Genomic DNA, 16,371 nt, shown 5'->3' with positions numbered 1-16,371 from the left:
CTGGCGAATAAAAAATCACCGGTATAATTCAAAATCAAACAAATGACTATGAAAAAAAACGTATATCCGATGGCGTTTGCCCTGATGATGTTGTTAAGTAGCTGTTCTGTTATTGGCGGTATTTTTAAGGCGGGGGTATGGACAGGGATTATTATAGTGGCGATATTGATTGCCGTGATCGTCTGGTTGATATCGCGGAGTAGTGGCAGGGATTAACATAACGGAAACGGTCTCTACGCGGGTAGAGACCGTTTTTTATTATTTAGCTGTGAAGCTGAGGTAAAATCATGCTTGCATGAGGTCTTGGCGGGTGAGGCGGTGGCGGTGGTCGCCTTGGCGGCACACAGCTGACGGCCATTATTAAAAAAACGCCCAGGATGAGAATAATATGCTTCATGGTCTTGGCAGTTTTATTACTGGAGGAAGTACAAAACCGGGGCCAGAAAATGAAGCCAACGCGGCCTATGGCGGGTTTCGACTTATTGTTCAAATAGTCATTCTCTTACAGCTTTGAAAAAAAAGTACTATAATTTTGTAAAATTCAAAAAAATACTACTTTTGCATCCCCTCCCTGAGGAGTTCGGGACGTAGCGCAGCCCGGTAGCGCACTAGCATGGGGTGCTAGGGGTCGCAAGTTCGAATCTTGTCGTCCCGACCGAATTAGAAAAGCCATTTCATCATCTGAAATGGCTTTTTTTTAGCCCAATTTCAATATTAAAATTCCCTATATGAAAGTCAAAAATTACGTTTATCCCTTTATTCTTGTATTTGCTATTTTATTTTCCTGCACTAAGGATGGAGCGCCCGGCCCACAAGGTTCCAAGGGAGAACAAGGCGAACCAGGACTCAAAAGTCTTTTGAGAATTGACACGTTGCCACCAGGAACCATTTGTGGTAATGGTGGGGTTATCATCAGATCAGGAATTGATAAAAATGGTAATAATAAACTCGACGATCAAGAAGTTGATAATACCCAAACTATCTGCAACGGAATGAACGGCAACTACAATAAAGAAACCATCATTCCTTTGTATTTAGGACGTGTAAATTTTGGCGGCACAGCACCAGTAATGTGCATTCCCGATTTTGATATCAATAATTACCCCGGAATTGATTCAATAATTCTCCGTGTAAACTTTGCAGCCATCGTTAATGATAATTGCGCCTTGTATAATTTCACCGACAATCAGATCATAGCCAATAGCGGTGCCCGTAGTACTGCAATAGGATTTGGCCAATCTGGTAATTTCATCAAGTCGATACCTAACAAGAAGTTTGACCTGGGTTATGCTACTGGCAATACCGTGGTCAACCAAATATATTTGATTATGTATAGAAAATAGTACAAAAGAAGCATTAGTTTGTATTTTGTCGCCCCGACAACTTAAACAAAACCAGCTCATTGTCTTTGAACAATGCAATAGAAGATGAAGAAGGAGGAATGTCTGCAAGATGAATTCTGAAACGTGCAGTAGCTTCCAGATCCTGGCCGGCGAAGACACTTGCTACAACAGAAATGTATCCAGTTGCCCTGATCGAATTGAAAGGGCCTTGCTGACAGTAAGGCTCTTTCTCATTCAAACCCCAGATACCATGAAAAAATTACTGGACACCTTGTAACACCAATCGTGTTTACAAATGCAAACAAAGAAACTTCTTGACACCACCGACCATCGCAGAACTTACAATGTGGTCAAAAAAGAGATGTTTGCCGTTTGTTCAAGATGCCACTGGCATCCAACTGTCTGGCTTCATTGCACTGACAATCCTTTTAGATTCATGCGATATCATGGTGATGCAAATATTCATCCCAATGATATGAAGTTTAAAAATCTTCCCAGTTGGAAAATTGTTTCTAAAAACAGGAAACAGTGGATGAAGAAAAAGTTTATGACCGAAAGTACTATCATGCGCGATGGTAGTCTTTGGGTCGAAAAGTGGTGGTAGTTGCAAAAAGTTACTTATAATAACTATTCTTGATACAATCACATAAATCCTGACGAATCATTCTCCTGGTGGTGTAGGTAAAGGCGTTTTTGAATTGGAGCCAGATGCATTGCTTTCTTTTATGCGGATAAGGCTCAAAGAAATAAGGAAATCCAAGAAGGTTAGTCAAGAAGAACTTACCTTCAGATGTGGATTGGAATTATCCCATATAGGTAGAATTTAAAGAGGTACAATAAATACCTCAATTAGCCTTCTAGCTACAATTGATAAAGCAATAGATGTACCTGCTTCAAAATTATTTGAATTTGAATAGTTAACACACTCACCATTTCTTATAATTAGTAAGAATGCTTATGCAGTACCATAGCCTCTAATTCTGTAAGTGAAAGGCTATTTTGGGTATCTCTATGTATCATTCGATGACAATTAGCGCATAGGACAGTCATATCTATTTTTGGATCAATCTTCTTTTGCCCATTTAATTGATGCAGTGGTTTTAAATGATGTACTTCTATATAATCCTTTCCATGATTGCCATAATATTTCTGAAAATCAAAATTGCATACTTTGCAAATGACTCCATGATATTTAATAGCTGCTGCCCTTAATTTGGGATCTCTTTCATATTTATTAACTAGTTGTTGAGAAACAGCGCCCTCAAAGGATGAATAATTCTCCTCCTCTTTGTAAGAGGCAATGTCATTTTCACATATCTTTAGCAGTCTGTCATTAATTGAAAGCTGGTTAGTGATTAGGTATGGATGTTTCTCCAGATAAATCCCCCCCTTTCCACTTACCTTTTGCCCTACGTGACATCCAAGTTTCTCTGAAAAAGTAATCAGTTGCTCCAGCAGTTCATTAAATCTGGAAGTACCTTTTGGTACTTCTTCAAAATAGTTGAATAATATTTTTTTTGTTATTCCCCCATGCCCCGATCCTGCATAATTCGTTATTCGATTGTTCTTATAACCCAAAAATTTACTTGGGATAAATATTTCTTCATTAGGGAAATAATACCAGTCACCAAAATATTTGTATACCCTGAAATAAAATAAGCTCTTCTTATTTCTTACAGATTGAATATCATTCTTAAAATGATTTACATTCTCAACAATATCCAGAACACTTCTTACTAAATCCATATTGAATTAATTAAAGATTCAAGTATTTATCTCCGTGGTATTGAAAACCTATTCCAGCCTGCAAATGATTATACCTAGACAAATAACCATACCCCTACATTTATCACAAATTTTATAATTCAAAATAGTTTTTTCATCCTCACCATAAACAGGCAATTTATTCTTCCGGTGAAATTCAGCATGGCGATAGTTGCAAAAAGTAATCAGATCATAATTATTGTATTCCTATGGAAGTTTATTTCTGATATACTTTTTATGATGTACTTCTAAAAACCTACCTCTATTGCTAATCCAGTAATTAGACAAATACCTAAGCCACTTAAACCAGTGGTATTTAATAGCACCACTGGTTTAATATATTTTTAATGCAGCAGAGTGTTCCCTATTGAATTCGACTTTTTTTCCATTCCTTCTTTATAATCAAGCAACATAATTCCCTGCAGCCACATCTGGCCAGCTGTATCTTCTACAGAAATAAGATAATTGACGTGCATTTCAGGATCAACATCTTTCTCCAGATTAAAACTCCCAACTATTTGATTCCCATTTATCTCAATCTCACATTTACCATAATATTGTCCATTTGCCCAAACATAGATTACATCTCCTGCATTTGTATAAATGCTAGTGATTGACCAGTTAAATTTTAGTTTAAAATTTTTCATGCCGGTAAAATTAAATTGCAGCTAAAATTTGTTGTGTTGTTGTTGCATTATCAATTTTTAATACCATTGGCCCCTTATAAGAACCTTCTCTAATCTCTATTGTGTGATCTTCGTGTTCATACCTTAAAGCGAGTCTTCTACCTCTGCTTTGTAGCCATAGAATATTACCAGTCGCCCCATTACCTGTGCTTTTTACTTCGATATTGGTGTTAGGGTCTTTTCTGAGAATTATAATTCCCAACAAACCGTATATAACATCATCTACATTTTGAGCGTGGTGATTAGCCCTATCCACAACCCCTTGAAAATACTGTCTCAACATCTCAACTGAATCCACTTTTATTGGCATATGTATTATTTTTAATGAATAAAAAATATACTGCAAATTATAAAAATCAAATATTATTATAAGTTAACCTGTAGTTAATACAAATTTTAATAAAAACATACAATATAATTTACAGATGGATTAATTTAGTTTCTTTTAGATGTTCACGAAATTTTTGCTTTCATCCTGGATCAGGAGGAAATAAAAAACAAACATGTATAAGCAGGAAAAAAATGCTAACTTCTATTTGCGCTTTTTTTTAACAACGACAATATCATTAATTCCAGTGTACGATGATTCTTTTCGTTGATGCGGAAATTCTTATAAATAATCTTCCCGTCCTGGTCGATTAAAAAATTCTGAGGCGCTGCATAAACACCATAATTTTTCTCTGCAAAGGCCTCATTTCCATGTAGTGGTATAAAGGAATATTTATTGTTTTTTATAAGCGTGGTTACATATGGATCTTGTTCCGGCGCTATATTAATGCCTACATAAGCGACATTTTCGCTGTTAATTTTTTTAAGAACTGCTTCGAAATGTGGAAATTCGGCTTTGCAGGGGTTGCAACCAGGGAACCAAAATGTAAGTAGTACCACCTTGCCTTTCAAGTCATTCAACTTCAGTTTGCCTTTACCGGTATATAGATCAAGATCAAAAGGATAAGCAGAAACAGCTGCTTCGTTTCTTATCATTTCAATTTCCTGATCAACCTGGTCTTTATTCTTTCCTGATTTCTCACCATATAATGTGAGCGCTGTATAGAGCTTATCAGTGGGATTTTTTGCGAATATAACAGCAAGACTATCATAGGCAGCCTTCACGTTGCCTGATTCATCAAGCAGGGAAGCACCTTTCAATGCGATATAATCACTAATATCATTGTATCGTGGAAGTTTTATTTTATCAAATTCCAGCATTGCAGCGGGATAATTCTTTTCTTGTTGGAGTTTATTGATACTAATCAATGATTCAGCTATTTGTCTCCGGAGTTTCCAATCTTTCCCATCTCCCATTTCATCTGTCAATATCAGCGCTTTTTGCAGGTCTGTTTGCAGGTAAATATCCGCTAAGGCCGTCATTCCTGCTGCTGACCATCCAAATTTTTGCGGAGGGTACAATTTACGCAGGTCTTCATAATATCCTATTTTAACATTCAGGTCTGCTGTCGCTTCGGCTAACTCGCATAAAACCCAGGCACCATAGTCACTTTCGGGAAAACGCTTTACAAATTCATATACTTTGTGTTTGTATTCCGCAGCATTATCATCCCGGAAAGTCCTGAGATACGCACCGGCATAGCCTGCATTAGTTGTGTCAGCCAATGTTGCCTTTCTGAGAAACTCCCTGAATTGAGCTTGTTCCCCCCTACAAAGCGCATCATCTGCCAACATAGACCAAACCTTCGCATTACCAGGCGTCATTGACGAAGCTTTCAGCAAAAACTCCCTGGCCTGCGGCATTTCATTCGTATAAAAAACTGTACCAACAGCAAGGGGAATATTCACATTATTTGGGTACTTCTTCATCCATGCTTTATATTCACTTACAACAAGCGGGTTATCGATACCCATAGCAAATATGTAAGACCGATGGGCTTTGAAGCTGTCAATATTAGCTGTTACAACTGCCCTCGCTTTAGCAATTTCCTCGGTGGATGCAGGGCCTCTCCGTATAGGTTTCTGAGCCATCACCTGCACAGAGAAAATAAGTACTAATGAAATAATTATTAAGGCAGCAAATTTACGTGGGCTTTTCTTCATTGTTCTATTCTGGTTGTATATCATTAAAAATATTATTATCAAGATATAGCGTAGGTGTACTTCGGGCGCATTATTATTTATTCTCAAGAATCATCTGCACACCTTGGGTTATTATTAAGATAGCTGTATTTGCAGAGGTACGGTTTTTATAAAAACCTGCCAGATTACAAAGAAAGTAATTTTAGTGAGAAACCAAACCATTTATTTCAAAGCGATGCAATATTCAGCTGGCACCAATGACTCCAAATGCTTATTCTCCTATTGAAACCTAATTTTAAGTACACCGATGACTATTGATTATTGCTAATACTGAAGGGTTATTCGTCTAATTTCTGTAAATTAACAGATTTATATTTTATAAATAACACTATAACAGATTGCATATTATGAAAGAACCATTATATATCACATTTGCCAATAGAATAGCCAAAATGATTGAGGAGGGCACCTTCAAACCCGGTGACAAATTGCCATCCATACGAGGCCTTCACCAAAAAAAAGGGCTGAGTGTTGGTACGATATTACAATCCTTCAACTATTTACTGGATAAAGGACTTATTATTTCTAAAGAGAAGTCCGGGTACTTTGTACAGGATATTTCCATGAAGAAAATTCCGGCACCCAAAGTAATGCCTGTTTCATTATCGGCAAAAACGGTGCATACGGATAGCCTATTACAAAAACTACCACTGGACGGTACCGGAAAAAAATTCACCTCTTTTACCAATGCGCTCCCTGACAACCGACTCCTTCCCTTCAACAGTATCAAGCGCTTTATCCAGCAAACATCCAGAGATTCCAGTGGCAGTTATCTTGGATTGGAAAGCCGGTATGGGAACAAAGATTTACGGGAAGAAATAGCCAGACGCTCCCTGCAATGGAGAGGATTTGTTCACGCCGACGAAGTGGTTATTACAAATGGCGCTGCAGAAGCTATCTTGTGTTGCCTTAAAGCCGTCACGCAGCCAGGAGATACAATCCTGGTACAAACACCCTGTTTTTTTGGCATCCTGCAAATAATCGAATTTCTCGGCCTGAAAGTAGTTGCTATCCCATCGGATCCTATAGCAGGCATATCTGTACCTGATGTTAAAAAAGCCTGTAAAAAATTAGCTGTTAAAGCTTGTGTACTTGTCAGCAATTTCAATAACCCCGATGGTGCCAGCATAAGTACCGAGGGAAAAAAAGAACTTGCTTCGATAGCCAATACAATGCATATTCCAATAATAGAAGACGATCTTTATGCGGAGCTATTCTTTAAGGGAGGGAGGCCCGATACCATAAAAACCTACGATTCAGATGGGTGGGTAATGTACTGCAGCTCATTTACCAAAACATTAGCGCCGGGATTCAGAGTTGGATGGTGTGCTGCCGGACGCTTTACTTATGATGTTGCACGCAACAAATCAGTATTAAATCATTCTACTTCAAATTTCAATCAGCAGGTAATACTTCAATTACTTCGTTCAGGAATGGCTGAAAGACACTTATTGAAATTCAGATTTGAGATGCAAAAAAATCTCAATCGATATACCTTCATTATCCACCAGCATTTTCCCGACGGAACAAAGATTTCTCAGCCCAACGGCGGGTTATATCTCTGGATAGAATTACCGATTAAACTTAACACGTCCAGTCTGCTTCCAAAAGCAATAGAACAAGGCGTATCCTATGCTCCCGGCGAAATTTTCTCACCTAAAGGAGAATACCAACATTATATACGCATCAGCTTCTCCAGTCTTTGGGAAAGAAAAGTCGAAAATGCACTGATTACTTTAGGGAGGTTTTTCAGAAATGCTGCTGCTGAGTCTGAAAACTAATGCCCCGTCACCAGAAAATCTGTTACAACAAAATATACCGAATCTGTATCTGTTGCATTACTTAAATCACTAGTAATTTTGTAATGCCATATAGCTAAATCAGCAATATTTAGTATTGGATTTCGTAAATGCACACAATAAGCACTTTTGAAAAGTACAATATGAGCATAAGATTAGTGGCAACCATCCTATTATTACTAAATTTTAAAGTTATGCAGGCACAAGATGTTCTATCAGAAAAGCTCAACAGCAACACAAAAATAAAAATCGCATATGTTGATGAACCCCCATTCTATTGGACAGAAGGCGATAGTGTAAAGGGGGCTGATATAGAATTAGCAGAGGCCATTCTACATGCAATTGGCATTACCGATATTGAATATATCCATACAACATTTGAAAACCTTTTACCAGGTATCCAATCAGGTAAATGGGATATGAATGTTCCTATTTTCGCCACCAGTGAACGGGAAAAAATAGTAACATTTAGTAATCCTGTTTGGGCGCTAGGAGATGGATTCGTTGTCCTGAAAGGAAACCCTAAAAATCTGACAAGTTACGAGGCTGTTGGCAAGAGAACAGATGCAAGGCTGGGACTTATACCTGGCCAGGTCCAGTTTGATAAGGCAAAAGCTGCAGGGGTAACTGACGCTCAAATCATCATGTTTAAAGATCAGCCAGCAGTAATAGCTGCATTACTGGAAGGAAAAATTGACGCTTTTGCAGCAACTGCACTGGGAAATAATTCCATTGCTGATGCTAACCCTCAACTGGAATCAATTCCTCATCCAATTATTAATAAAGCAGAAACACCCGTTGGAGCATTTTCTTTTAATAAGGAAAACCTGCTATTAATCAATGCTGTTAACAAGCAACTCCAAGCCTACCTTGGAACAGCAGAGCATCGAACAAAAATGGCAAAATATGGCATTAATAAAACTGAAATAGATCCGGTAATAACAAATAAGGATGTTAAGTGAGACACCTCCACTTGTCAATGCTATTTAATCAATCAAAATAAATTCAACTAATACCACCATGATAAAACATAATGAAATATCACAGTTTGGATATTCAGAATATGTAGAGATTGATTTAGGAACTGCAAAAATGCTTTTTTTTTCAGGACAATTAGCGCTTGACCCTGACGGGAATACTGTTGGTGTTGGAGACTTTGAATTACAGACTGAATATATTTTTTCTAATATTCAGCAAAAGTTGCAAACGGCCGGGGGAAATATGAAAGATATTATCAAACTGAATAATTACTTCACTGATATTTCCAATCTACCTTCATTCAGATTGATCAGGAATAGGTACATAGATACAACCCGACCACCAGTGCAGACTTCCGTAGAAGTAAAACAGCTTTTCAGAGCAGACGTCCTCCTGGAAATTGAAGTTACCGCAGTGATTAAAAATTAATGCTATGGAAATACGAAACAGTACATCCAAAGATATTGACGAAATATTCAGGCTATATAAGATTGCAACAGATTTTCAAAAGACAAAATTCACGGTTCATTGGCCGGAATTTGAACAAAGTCTTATTGCTACTGAGATAGCTGAATACAGACAGTGGAAAATTCTGATAGATAATAAGATTGCATGTGTTTGGGTCACGACATTCAGTGACCCACAGATTTGGGAAGAATACAACGCAGACCCATCTGTTTACATTCACAGAATTGCTACAAATCCAGATTTCCGTGGACAAAACTTAGTCGGATCGATTACTGAATGGGCGAAAAGGTTTGCACTGGAGAACAACAAGAAATTTGTGCGAATGGACACTGTTGGAGATAACCGTGGACTTATAAATTATTATGAGAAATGCGGCTTCACTTTTCTGGGATTATCTAAACTTAGAAACACGAACGGTCTCCCCTCCCATTATAATAACGCTACGGTAAGTTTATTCCAGATAGAAGTTGTTATATAAGTAGAAAATATTGTAACCAGGTGAAGTGGAAATTTCAATAACTTTTAGCTTAACTTTCAGCGTGGTGAATGATACTAAATTGTATAATCAGATTTATACAGTTTGGTATCATTCTCATTTGGAGCCCTGCTTATTAGTTTGCAGGAAGGAAGTCCCGACGACAGATGTCTATTAAAATAAATATGGATTCAATCGACCTTCTTCTATTTTTTATTGCTTTCGCATAATTCTTTTCCGATGGTCTTTTCCCCATTTAAGCAAGGCCAGGAACACGGGTTGAAGTGTTTGGGCATAATCCGTTGTCTTATATTCGATATATGTCGAAGCCTTATCATAAACTATTCTGGAGATTAATTCATGTGCTTCCAGGTCTTTCAATTCCTTTGTTAGCACCTTACCAGTAATTCCAGGTATGCTTCTTTCGATTGCTTTAAACCGCTTGTTTCCTCCTAGAATTGATATGAGAATTTGCAGCTTCCACTTCCCATTTATCACCTCCATTGCATCTCTTATCGGCAAAAGTGCACCAAGGCAATCCTGGTGGAGTAATTTATCCATTTAAATCCTGATTTCGGTTACCTATAGGTAAGTGGTTTCCCTCAGGTAACCGCCTACATAACAGGTACAAAGGTACATACTTTTGTAAGGCCATCACTATCGATGAAAAATATTATCAACACTAAAAATTGGAAAGTATGAAAGCACTGCATGTTACATTTTTTATAATACTTTTTGCAGGAACTGCACTACATGCTCAGTCAAATCAGCAAGCGATTACAGGAGTATGAGAAACTGATAAAAAAGATGGCCGGATGGAAATATTTAAAGATGGGGGGCAATACCGGGGAAGGATGCTATGGGGCGCAGACCACCTTGAATCGGATGGTAAAACATCAAAAAAAGATTCGCACAACCCGGATGAAAAACTACGTTCCAGGAATATTATAGGCATTGTAAATTTGAATGGATTAAAATGGGATGGAAAAGAATATATCGATGGCGTTATTTATGATCCACGTAGTGGAAAATCATATAAATGCAAAGCATGGATGGAGGGTGATAAATTTCATTTGCGTGGATTTATCGGGGTGGCACTATTTGGCCAGACAGTTACCTGGCATCGATATCTTACCAGGTGACCTGCAGATAAAACCATAAACCTGAATTAAGAAATAAAAAGAACATCCGTTTCCTCAACCTGTAACACATTTATCGTTCACAAGATGCGCTTACTTCATTTAAATAAAAATGTAGATCATAAAATGAACAATCATAAAAACCGGGACTATATGAATGTTGCACTTTGGATTATTCAACTGATGCTGGCGGCTGTATTTTTGGCGGGAGGGATAATGAAAGCTTTCAATTATGAAACAGCCAGGATGAACATTTCCTGGGTGAAAGACGTACCGAAAGAATTAGTACGCTTTATCGGTATCAGTGAAATCATAGGTTGTATAGGCTTACTTCTCCCCGGAATCACCGGAAAGCTGCAGATCCTGACATCAGTTGCTGCCATTGGCTTATGCGTAATCATGATATTGGGAATCGGCTTGCATATATATAGAGGCGAGTTTTCACTAATAGTTGTAAATGTTATATTATTTTCTTTGGCTGCATTTGTGGCATATGGGAGGTGGCAGGCTTGTAAGCCTGCAAAGTTTTAAACATTAAATGATCCTTTCCTGGAAAATATTGGCAGCCATCATTCCGACAGAAAAGAGCCTTGCCTATAGCAAGACTCTTTTCAAAATGTTAGCAATAAGAACAATGGTATCTCGAAATAAAAACGCTTAAACCGTCTCCAGCGCAATACAACAATTTGTTATACTCGTGCGGGTGGCGGAAAATAACTTGGCCACATCCTGGGTACCTCCATAGACCATTTGATCTTTATACAGAGCTTTCCATTCGGCAGCAATGTGTTTGGCTGTTTTGCTGTAACAATTCATAAATAGTATTTCTTTCGCAGTATTGGCTTTGGCCGTCACCAACAGGTCCTTCACTATCTTGGTTGAGACTTCCAGGTCCGGTGTGTTGGAAAATAATTTATCAGCTGTTCTCTCACTACCATGTGCAAAAACGATAATAAAGTCATCTTTTGTTAGCTCAAATTTAGTCTCTGGGTATACAATTACAAGCCCTCCCTTAACTATGTCTGCGTTGATATATGGCCCCACCTTGGTACTTGCAACTCCTGCAGTTATCTCATTAAATTTAGTAAGAAACTCGGTAGCATCTTTAAGCAGGTCTTCCTTATCATTAAGGGTACTTTGTTTAAACGGAATAAAAATGAATAATTTGGCCATGGAATAGTTTTTTGAGGTTGAATATTAATTTAAGAGGAGTTACAATTTAACAAAGGTTTCAAAGAATACAAAATAATTTATACAAATTGAAATAGCCACATTATATAAGGACTCCTACCATAAATTATTTTCCAAACTTTACAGCTATGCTGGCACTTAGCCTGCGCGGCATTATCTGACTCACATAACTTCCCCAGTATACTTCATTGGAAAGATTATCCACTTTCACAGCTACCTTGTAGCATGAATGTTCATAGCTTATTGCAGTATTAAATACGGTGTATGCCGGAATGTAAAACATGCCGCCAGAACGGGACTGACCAATATAGCTCTTATCGTTATAATTGCCGCCAATGCCCAAACCCAGGCCTTTAAGTGCACCTTTCAGGAAGTAATAATTGATCCACAGATTGGCTGTTTGTCCAGGACCCGTCCATTGACGTAACCCATCAACGTCTTTATTAGTATTAATGGTATAAATGGTATTATAAGCATAACCTGCAATAAAGTTCAGCCCCTTAAAAGGATTTCCTATAACTTCAATTTCCAGGCCTTTACTCAGCTGGCCGCCATCTTGTACCTGGTAGTTGCTGCGTCCGGGAGAGAAATCATTACGTACCATATCACTCACCTTGATATGATAGTAGCTGATAGTACTGTTCAGTTTTCCGGACAGGATATCCAGTTTTATACCTGTCTCCCACTGGTTAGCCTGGCTTGCCTTGAAACTGGATACTGTACCATCAGGCTGCCTGTAAGGAGCATTGTTGCTGAAGCCATTCATATAGTTGGCAAATAATGATACCTTTTCAGGAACTATCTGATACACTAACCCCAGCTTAGGAGAAGCTACTGTCTGACTATATTTCCCTTGTGTGGTATCTTTTGCCAGGTCCTTTGTTCCATCATTTGAAAAATGATCTGCACGCACGCTGAGCATTGCCAGCAGGTGCTGTGTAATATTCACCACATCAGAAACATATGCACTGTAAGTATGCTGAGTTGTAAGGGCACTATTCAACGGGATTCCTGCAAGGGCTTTATCCAGGGTAGTCTGCGTAAGGTCGTGGTAATGCGGATCATTCCCCCTGTTGCCGATCATGTCAAAGCCATAAACAGATGCCGCATCATTACGGACATTGCTTCTGTAATAATCGAGCCCTAATACTATACGATGACGCATTCCGGCCAGTTTGAAATCTCCGTTGAAATTTTGTTGAACCTGGACATTATTCACCACATTGTTTTCGTAGGACGGATTGCGTGACACGCTGTCTCCAATAATCCTATTCCAGCTATAATACCCTTTTTCAGTGGCGTGTGTATAGGATATGCTGGTATGAGACTTCCAGCTATCTGAAATTTTATAGTCTGCATTTCCATAAACTGTGGCAGAAGGCTTTCGTTCGTATAGACTATTGTCACTATATGATTTTTTCCAATCGATGTTCAGGTCGCGTGGAGTAGTCTTTGTGAAAGAGTTCTCAGGGAATAAACGGTTAAAGTCATTTCCTTTCTGGCTGTATATTTCTGCATCAACCAGGATGGATAACCGCTGATTAGGCTTATACAATAGAGAAGGTGCCAGAAAAAACCTCCTGGTGAATCCGGCATCCTGGAAGCTACCCTCACTATGGTAGGCGGCGTTGGTACGCAGATACAGTCCCTTTTCCTTACTTATTGGCGTATTAATATCTATTGTAGCCCTGTTCAGTCCAAAACCACCCGTCATATAGGACACCTCGCCTTTAAATGTTTCCAGCGGTTGTTTCGATACCCTGTTCAATAAGCCACCGAATGAAATCAGGCTGCTGCCAAACAACGTTGCAGAAGGTCCTTTCAGTACTTCTATCCTTTCGATATTAGCCACTTCTATACTGTTCATTTTATAATCCTGCAGGCCATTTCGCAGGTAACTGGTTGTAAAGAAGCCGCGTAAGTTGAAAGAGTTGGAGCCATTTACGAGCGCCTGACTTACACCGGTTACATTCTTCAATACATCATTATAGCTAACAATTACCTGATCTTGCAGTAATTCTTTCGGAATTACATTGTAGACCTGTGGATTTTCAAGATTCTTTATGGGCAGACGGGCCACATCTTCCACCTCCTTACGGGCAAATTTGTTGTAACCAATACTTACCCTTACCTCCTGTAATGACTTTACATCCTTTTCCAGGATGAAGTCTTCGGAATGCTGCTGTCCGGCTTTGACGGTAACACTCCTGGTCTGTTGCAGCAGACCAACAGATTTCACGACCAATAAATAGGTTCCAGGTTGCAGGCCTGGTATATCATAAATTCCCTGTTCGTTTGATACAGCACCTTTATTGGTACCTGAAACAGCGACGGTTACAAAGGGTACCGCCGCCTTGTCTGTCGTATAGACAATACCGTGAATAGTGCCGGTACTATGTTGGGCATAGCCGGTAATAGCTGATAACAAGGCGGCAATAATAAGGAGACTTGCTGCAAAGCGTTTAACAAATTGGTTGCTCATGATAATCCTGGGCGATTACAGATTTTAAGTTGAATAATTCGTTGCAAAATTGAGGGAATGCCATCCCTTTCAATAATCCATTTGGGAAAAATTATTACTCAATCAGGAAAATTTATCATGTACATTACGCAACTTCCTCTTTTTGCTATTTTTTAATTCAATTTTAAGCCTCGATTTTTTTTTAATTATGTTGAAGATTTATGAGTTGGAAAGCATTAAAAGATGATTAAAGATGAATAACAGGCTATTAAAGCTGAATACGGCATACTACCTTTATTATATAATTACTATTAACAGATTTGTGGTTATTGGATTATTTAATAGTACCCCCGACCTTGCAGTAGATAGATAGTAAGTTAGCAATTAACCAGGAAATATTAAATCGACTCATCCCACTACCAGCCTGGCATGCCCGACAAAAACAAAATGGTCACCTACTAACATAGATGGATGTATGAAAATATTTTTTTTATCCCTATCAATAACACTCCTGTTATCCGGTTGCCTGGTCCCTGAAGTATTTAAGCCCACGCAACTACAACGAAACTGGCCACAGGAAATGCATGTACGCAAAGGCGATGGTAACGGCGCTAAGGATTATAACCAATCACAGGTAGCTGCCGGCATTATCTATCTAAAAGGACATGATACCATTTCCGGGCTGATTAAACTCATCACCTACGATAAGAGACTTTTCTACACAGAAAAATTGCCCATTCTGAAATGGGGAGATATAGATGATTATAAAATAACAAAATTAGATAGGTATAAAGTGGATTCCGTCAGAATATATACAGATACCGTCAATCATTATCCGTCTACTTTATTTATTCAGGTGGAGCCAATGAGTCTCTGGCGGCCGATTGCTGTCAGCAAAAACGCAGGCATTTATGTACCATGGTTTTTTATATCCAGAACAGGAAAAACTTTTTCCAACATCATTCTTTACAGCCAGGGCAAAAAGTACAGGATAGTAAACAGGTTCTTTTATGGAGATATTAAAGTAAAGCATTACCGGCATTCCCTCGTAAGATTTATGCAACGGAGATTCGGAGTACATAAAAAAATCAAAGACTTTCAAAATGAAGAGGAGATGTTCAACTATATTTTACAACAGGAGGAAATCAGTCTTGCCAATAAAAAAACAACAAAATGCCAGTAAATATATTTTTCTGGCAGATAAAAGTTAATGAAAAATAGAAATAGTCATACACTAACATAGATGAATATATGAAAATACTTTTTCTATCCCTGGCAATACCCCTTCTATTATCCGGTTGCCGCATTCCCGCATTATTAAACCCGACACAACTACAACGGAGCTGGCCACAGGAACTACATGTCACCAAAGGCGATCGTTACGGCGCTAATGCATATAACAATTCACAGGTAGCCGCCGGCATTATTTATTTAAATGGGCGGGATACTATCTCCGGGTTGATTAAGATTGTCAACTACAATGAGGAGTTATTGTACACAGAAAAATTGCCCATTTTGAAATGGGGAGATATTGAAGATTATAAAATAACAAAATTAGATAGAGACAAAGTGGATTCAGTCAGAATTTTTACAGACACTGTCAATCATTATCCTTCTACCTTATTTATTAAGATGGAGCCTAAAACGCTCTGGCGCCCGATAGCGCTCAGCGATAATGCAGGTATTTATGTACCCTGGTTTTTTATATCCAGAACAGGGAAAATTCTTACTAAGATCATTCTTTACAGTGAAGGCAAAAAGCACCGGATAGTAAACAAGTTATTCTATGGAGATATTAAAGCAAAGCATTACCGGCATTCACTTGTAAGATTTATGCGGCGTAGATTCGGGGTACATAAAAAAATCAAAGACTTCCAAAATATAGATGATATGTTCAACTTTATTTTACAACAGGAGGAAATCAGTCTTGCCAATAAAAAAACAACAAAAAGCCAGTAAGCATATTTTGTCAGCAG

The 16,371-nt window shown here is 38.3% G+C and carries 17 protein-coding genes, 1 tRNA gene and 1 pseudogene; 11 read left to right on the top strand and 8 right to left on the bottom strand.

The annotated features are described in order from the left end of the window. The first annotated feature begins 48 nt into the window (after window positions 1-48). The 3 genes from F3J22_RS13865 to F3J22_RS13855 all read left to right on the top strand — a co-directional run bounded on the left by F3J22_RS13865 (window position 49) and on the right by F3J22_RS13855 (window position 1,343). Complete coding sequence (locus F3J22_RS13865; protein WP_167018101.1) at window positions 49-216, top strand: phosphatidate cytidylyltransferase; 168 nt, start codon at window positions 49-51, stop codon at window positions 214-216. A gap of 365 nt (window positions 217-581) precedes the next feature. After that, window positions 582-655 (top strand) — tRNA-Pro (locus tag F3J22_RS13860). A gap of 73 nt (window positions 656-728) precedes the next feature. Next, complete coding sequence (locus F3J22_RS13855; RefSeq protein ID WP_167018100.1) at window positions 729-1,343, top strand: hypothetical protein; 615 nt, start codon at window positions 729-731, stop codon at window positions 1,341-1,343. 13 nt (window positions 1,344-1,356) lie between these two features. On the opposite strand, the gene F3J22_RS30855 is transcribed toward F3J22_RS13855, so the two are convergent. The 5 genes from F3J22_RS30855 to F3J22_RS13830 form a co-directional block, all read right to left on the bottom strand. Next, window positions 1,357-1,581 (bottom strand): BrxA/BrxB family bacilliredoxin, encoded by a 225-nt coding sequence (locus F3J22_RS30855; protein WP_205195207.1) that lies wholly within the window; start codon window positions 1,579-1,581, stop codon window positions 1,357-1,359. A gap of 704 nt (window positions 1,582-2,285) precedes the next feature. Further along, on the bottom strand, window positions 2,286-3,089 hold the full coding sequence (locus tag F3J22_RS13845) for an HNH endonuclease (RefSeq protein WP_167018099.1): 804 nt from the start codon (window positions 3,087-3,089) through the stop codon (window positions 2,286-2,288). A gap of 362 nt (window positions 3,090-3,451) precedes the next feature. Beyond that, the gene (locus tag F3J22_RS13840; protein WP_167018098.1) at window positions 3,452-3,754 is read right to left on the bottom strand and encodes a hypothetical protein; all 303 of its coding nucleotides are present in this window, start codon (window positions 3,752-3,754) and stop codon (window positions 3,452-3,454) included. Window positions 3,755-3,764: 10 nt separating this feature from the next. Beyond that, on the bottom strand, window positions 3,765-4,103 hold the full coding sequence (locus tag F3J22_RS13835; protein ID WP_167018096.1) for a hypothetical protein: 339 nt from the start codon (window positions 4,101-4,103) through the stop codon (window positions 3,765-3,767). A 215-nt stretch (window positions 4,104-4,318) separates the two neighbouring features. After that, on the bottom strand, window positions 4,319-5,845 hold the full coding sequence (locus F3J22_RS13830) for a TlpA disulfide reductase family protein (RefSeq protein ID WP_167018094.1): 1,527 nt from the start codon (window positions 5,843-5,845) through the stop codon (window positions 4,319-4,321). Between the two features lie 386 nt (window positions 5,846-6,231). Between F3J22_RS13830 and F3J22_RS13825 the strand changes: the two genes are divergently transcribed. The 4 genes from F3J22_RS13825 (at window position 6,232) to F3J22_RS13810 (ending at window position 9,607) form a co-directional block, all read left to right on the top strand. Beyond that, entirely contained in the window at window positions 6,232-7,665 is a 1,434-nt protein-coding gene (locus F3J22_RS13825) for a PLP-dependent aminotransferase family protein (protein WP_167018092.1), read from the top strand. 161 nt (window positions 7,666-7,826) lie between these two features. After that, a complete protein-coding gene (locus F3J22_RS13820) occupies window positions 7,827-8,645 on the top strand; it encodes a transporter substrate-binding domain-containing protein (RefSeq protein ID WP_205195206.1) in 819 nt (272 codons plus the stop codon). Between the two features lie 58 nt (window positions 8,646-8,703). Continuing rightward, window positions 8,704-9,090: a RidA family protein gene (locus F3J22_RS13815; protein ID WP_167018090.1), complete on the top strand. Its 387-nt coding sequence runs from the start codon at window positions 8,704-8,706 to the stop codon at window positions 9,088-9,090. 4 nt (window positions 9,091-9,094) lie between these two features. Continuing rightward, window positions 9,095-9,607 (top strand): GNAT family N-acetyltransferase, encoded by a 513-nt coding sequence (locus tag F3J22_RS13810; protein WP_167018088.1) that lies wholly within the window; start codon window positions 9,095-9,097, stop codon window positions 9,605-9,607. A 210-nt stretch (window positions 9,608-9,817) separates the two neighbouring features. On the opposite strand, the gene F3J22_RS13805 is transcribed toward F3J22_RS13810, so the two are convergent. Next, the gene (locus F3J22_RS13805; protein ID WP_167018086.1) at window positions 9,818-10,165 is read right to left on the bottom strand and encodes a helix-turn-helix domain-containing protein; all 348 of its coding nucleotides are present in this window, start codon (window positions 10,163-10,165) and stop codon (window positions 9,818-9,820) included. Window positions 10,166-10,413: 248 nt separating this feature from the next. Between F3J22_RS13805 and F3J22_RS13800 the strand changes: the two are divergent. Next, window positions 10,414-10,746, top strand: a pseudogene (locus F3J22_RS13800) (DUF2147 domain-containing protein); the annotation flags it as partial. 84 nt (window positions 10,747-10,830) lie between these two features. Continuing rightward, window positions 10,831-11,274, top strand: a complete 444-nt coding sequence (locus F3J22_RS13795) for a DoxX family protein (RefSeq protein WP_205195205.1) — start codon at window positions 10,831-10,833, stop codon at window positions 11,272-11,274. A gap of 126 nt (window positions 11,275-11,400) precedes the next feature. Here the strand turns inward: F3J22_RS13795 and F3J22_RS13790 are convergent, their stop codons facing one another. Both F3J22_RS13790 and F3J22_RS13785 read right to left on the bottom strand, forming a co-directional pair. Beyond that, complete coding sequence (locus tag F3J22_RS13790) at window positions 11,401-11,916, bottom strand: hypothetical protein (RefSeq protein ID WP_167018082.1); 516 nt, start codon at window positions 11,914-11,916, stop codon at window positions 11,401-11,403. 124 nt (window positions 11,917-12,040) lie between these two features. Next, complete coding sequence (locus tag F3J22_RS13785; protein WP_167018080.1) at window positions 12,041-14,416, bottom strand: TonB-dependent receptor; 2,376 nt, start codon at window positions 14,414-14,416, stop codon at window positions 12,041-12,043. 454 nt (window positions 14,417-14,870) lie between these two features. Between F3J22_RS13785 and F3J22_RS13780 the strand changes: the two genes are divergently transcribed. Together F3J22_RS13780 and F3J22_RS13775 are read left to right on the top strand one after the other, a co-directional pair. Beyond that, window positions 14,871-15,578: a hypothetical protein gene (locus F3J22_RS13780; RefSeq protein WP_167018078.1), complete on the top strand. Its 708-nt coding sequence runs from the start codon at window positions 14,871-14,873 to the stop codon at window positions 15,576-15,578. Window positions 15,579-15,646: 68 nt separating this feature from the next. Next, complete coding sequence (locus F3J22_RS13775; protein WP_167018076.1) at window positions 15,647-16,354, top strand: hypothetical protein; 708 nt, start codon at window positions 15,647-15,649, stop codon at window positions 16,352-16,354. Window positions 16,355-16,371: the final 17 nt, after the last annotated feature.

The sequence above is a fragment of the Chitinophaga sp. Cy-1792 genome (genome assembly GCF_011752935.1).
GTDB lineage: Bacteria > Bacteroidota > Bacteroidia > Chitinophagales > Chitinophagaceae > Chitinophaga.
This window is presented reverse-complemented; position numbering and strand designations above follow the sequence as displayed.

Excerpts from the sequence above, each read along its gene's own strand:
- F3J22_RS13865 (WP_167018101.1), top strand. The coding sequence starts at position 49 with ATGAAAAAAAACGTATATCCGATGGCGTTTGCCCTGATGATGTTGTTA.
- F3J22_RS13855 (WP_167018100.1), top strand. The coding sequence starts at position 729 with ATGAAAGTCAAAAATTACGTTTATCCCTTTATTCTTGTATTTGCTATT.
- F3J22_RS13845 (WP_167018099.1), bottom strand. The coding sequence starts at position 3,089 with ATGGATTTAGTAAGAAGTGTTCTGGATATTGTTGAGAATGTAAATCAT.
- F3J22_RS13840 (WP_167018098.1), bottom strand. The coding sequence starts at position 3,754 with ATGAAAAATTTTAAACTAAAATTTAACTGGTCAATCACTAGCATTTAT.
- F3J22_RS13835 (WP_167018096.1), bottom strand. The coding sequence starts at position 4,103 with ATGCCAATAAAAGTGGATTCAGTTGAGATGTTGAGACAGTATTTTCAA.
- F3J22_RS13830 (WP_167018094.1), bottom strand. The coding sequence starts at position 5,845 with ATGAAGAAAAGCCCACGTAAATTTGCTGCCTTAATAATTATTTCATTA.
- F3J22_RS13825 (WP_167018092.1), top strand. The coding sequence starts at position 6,232 with ATGAAAGAACCATTATATATCACATTTGCCAATAGAATAGCCAAAATG.
- F3J22_RS13820 (WP_205195206.1), top strand. The coding sequence starts at position 7,827 with ATGAGCATAAGATTAGTGGCAACCATCCTATTATTACTAAATTTTAAA.
- F3J22_RS13815 (WP_167018090.1), top strand. The coding sequence starts at position 8,704 with ATGATAAAACATAATGAAATATCACAGTTTGGATATTCAGAATATGTA.
- F3J22_RS13810 (WP_167018088.1), top strand. The coding sequence starts at position 9,095 with ATGGAAATACGAAACAGTACATCCAAAGATATTGACGAAATATTCAGG.
- F3J22_RS13805 (WP_167018086.1), bottom strand. The coding sequence starts at position 10,165 with ATGGATAAATTACTCCACCAGGATTGCCTTGGTGCACTTTTGCCGATA.
- F3J22_RS13795 (WP_205195205.1), top strand. The coding sequence starts at position 10,831 with ATGCGCTTACTTCATTTAAATAAAAATGTAGATCATAAAATGAACAAT.
- F3J22_RS13790 (WP_167018082.1), bottom strand. The coding sequence starts at position 11,916 with ATGGCCAAATTATTCATTTTTATTCCGTTTAAACAAAGTACCCTTAAT.
- F3J22_RS13785 (WP_167018080.1), bottom strand. The coding sequence starts at position 14,416 with ATGAGCAACCAATTTGTTAAACGCTTTGCAGCAAGTCTCCTTATTATT.
- F3J22_RS13780 (WP_167018078.1), top strand. The coding sequence starts at position 14,871 with ATGAAAATATTTTTTTTATCCCTATCAATAACACTCCTGTTATCCGGT.
- F3J22_RS13775 (WP_167018076.1), top strand. The coding sequence starts at position 15,647 with ATGAAAATACTTTTTCTATCCCTGGCAATACCCCTTCTATTATCCGGT.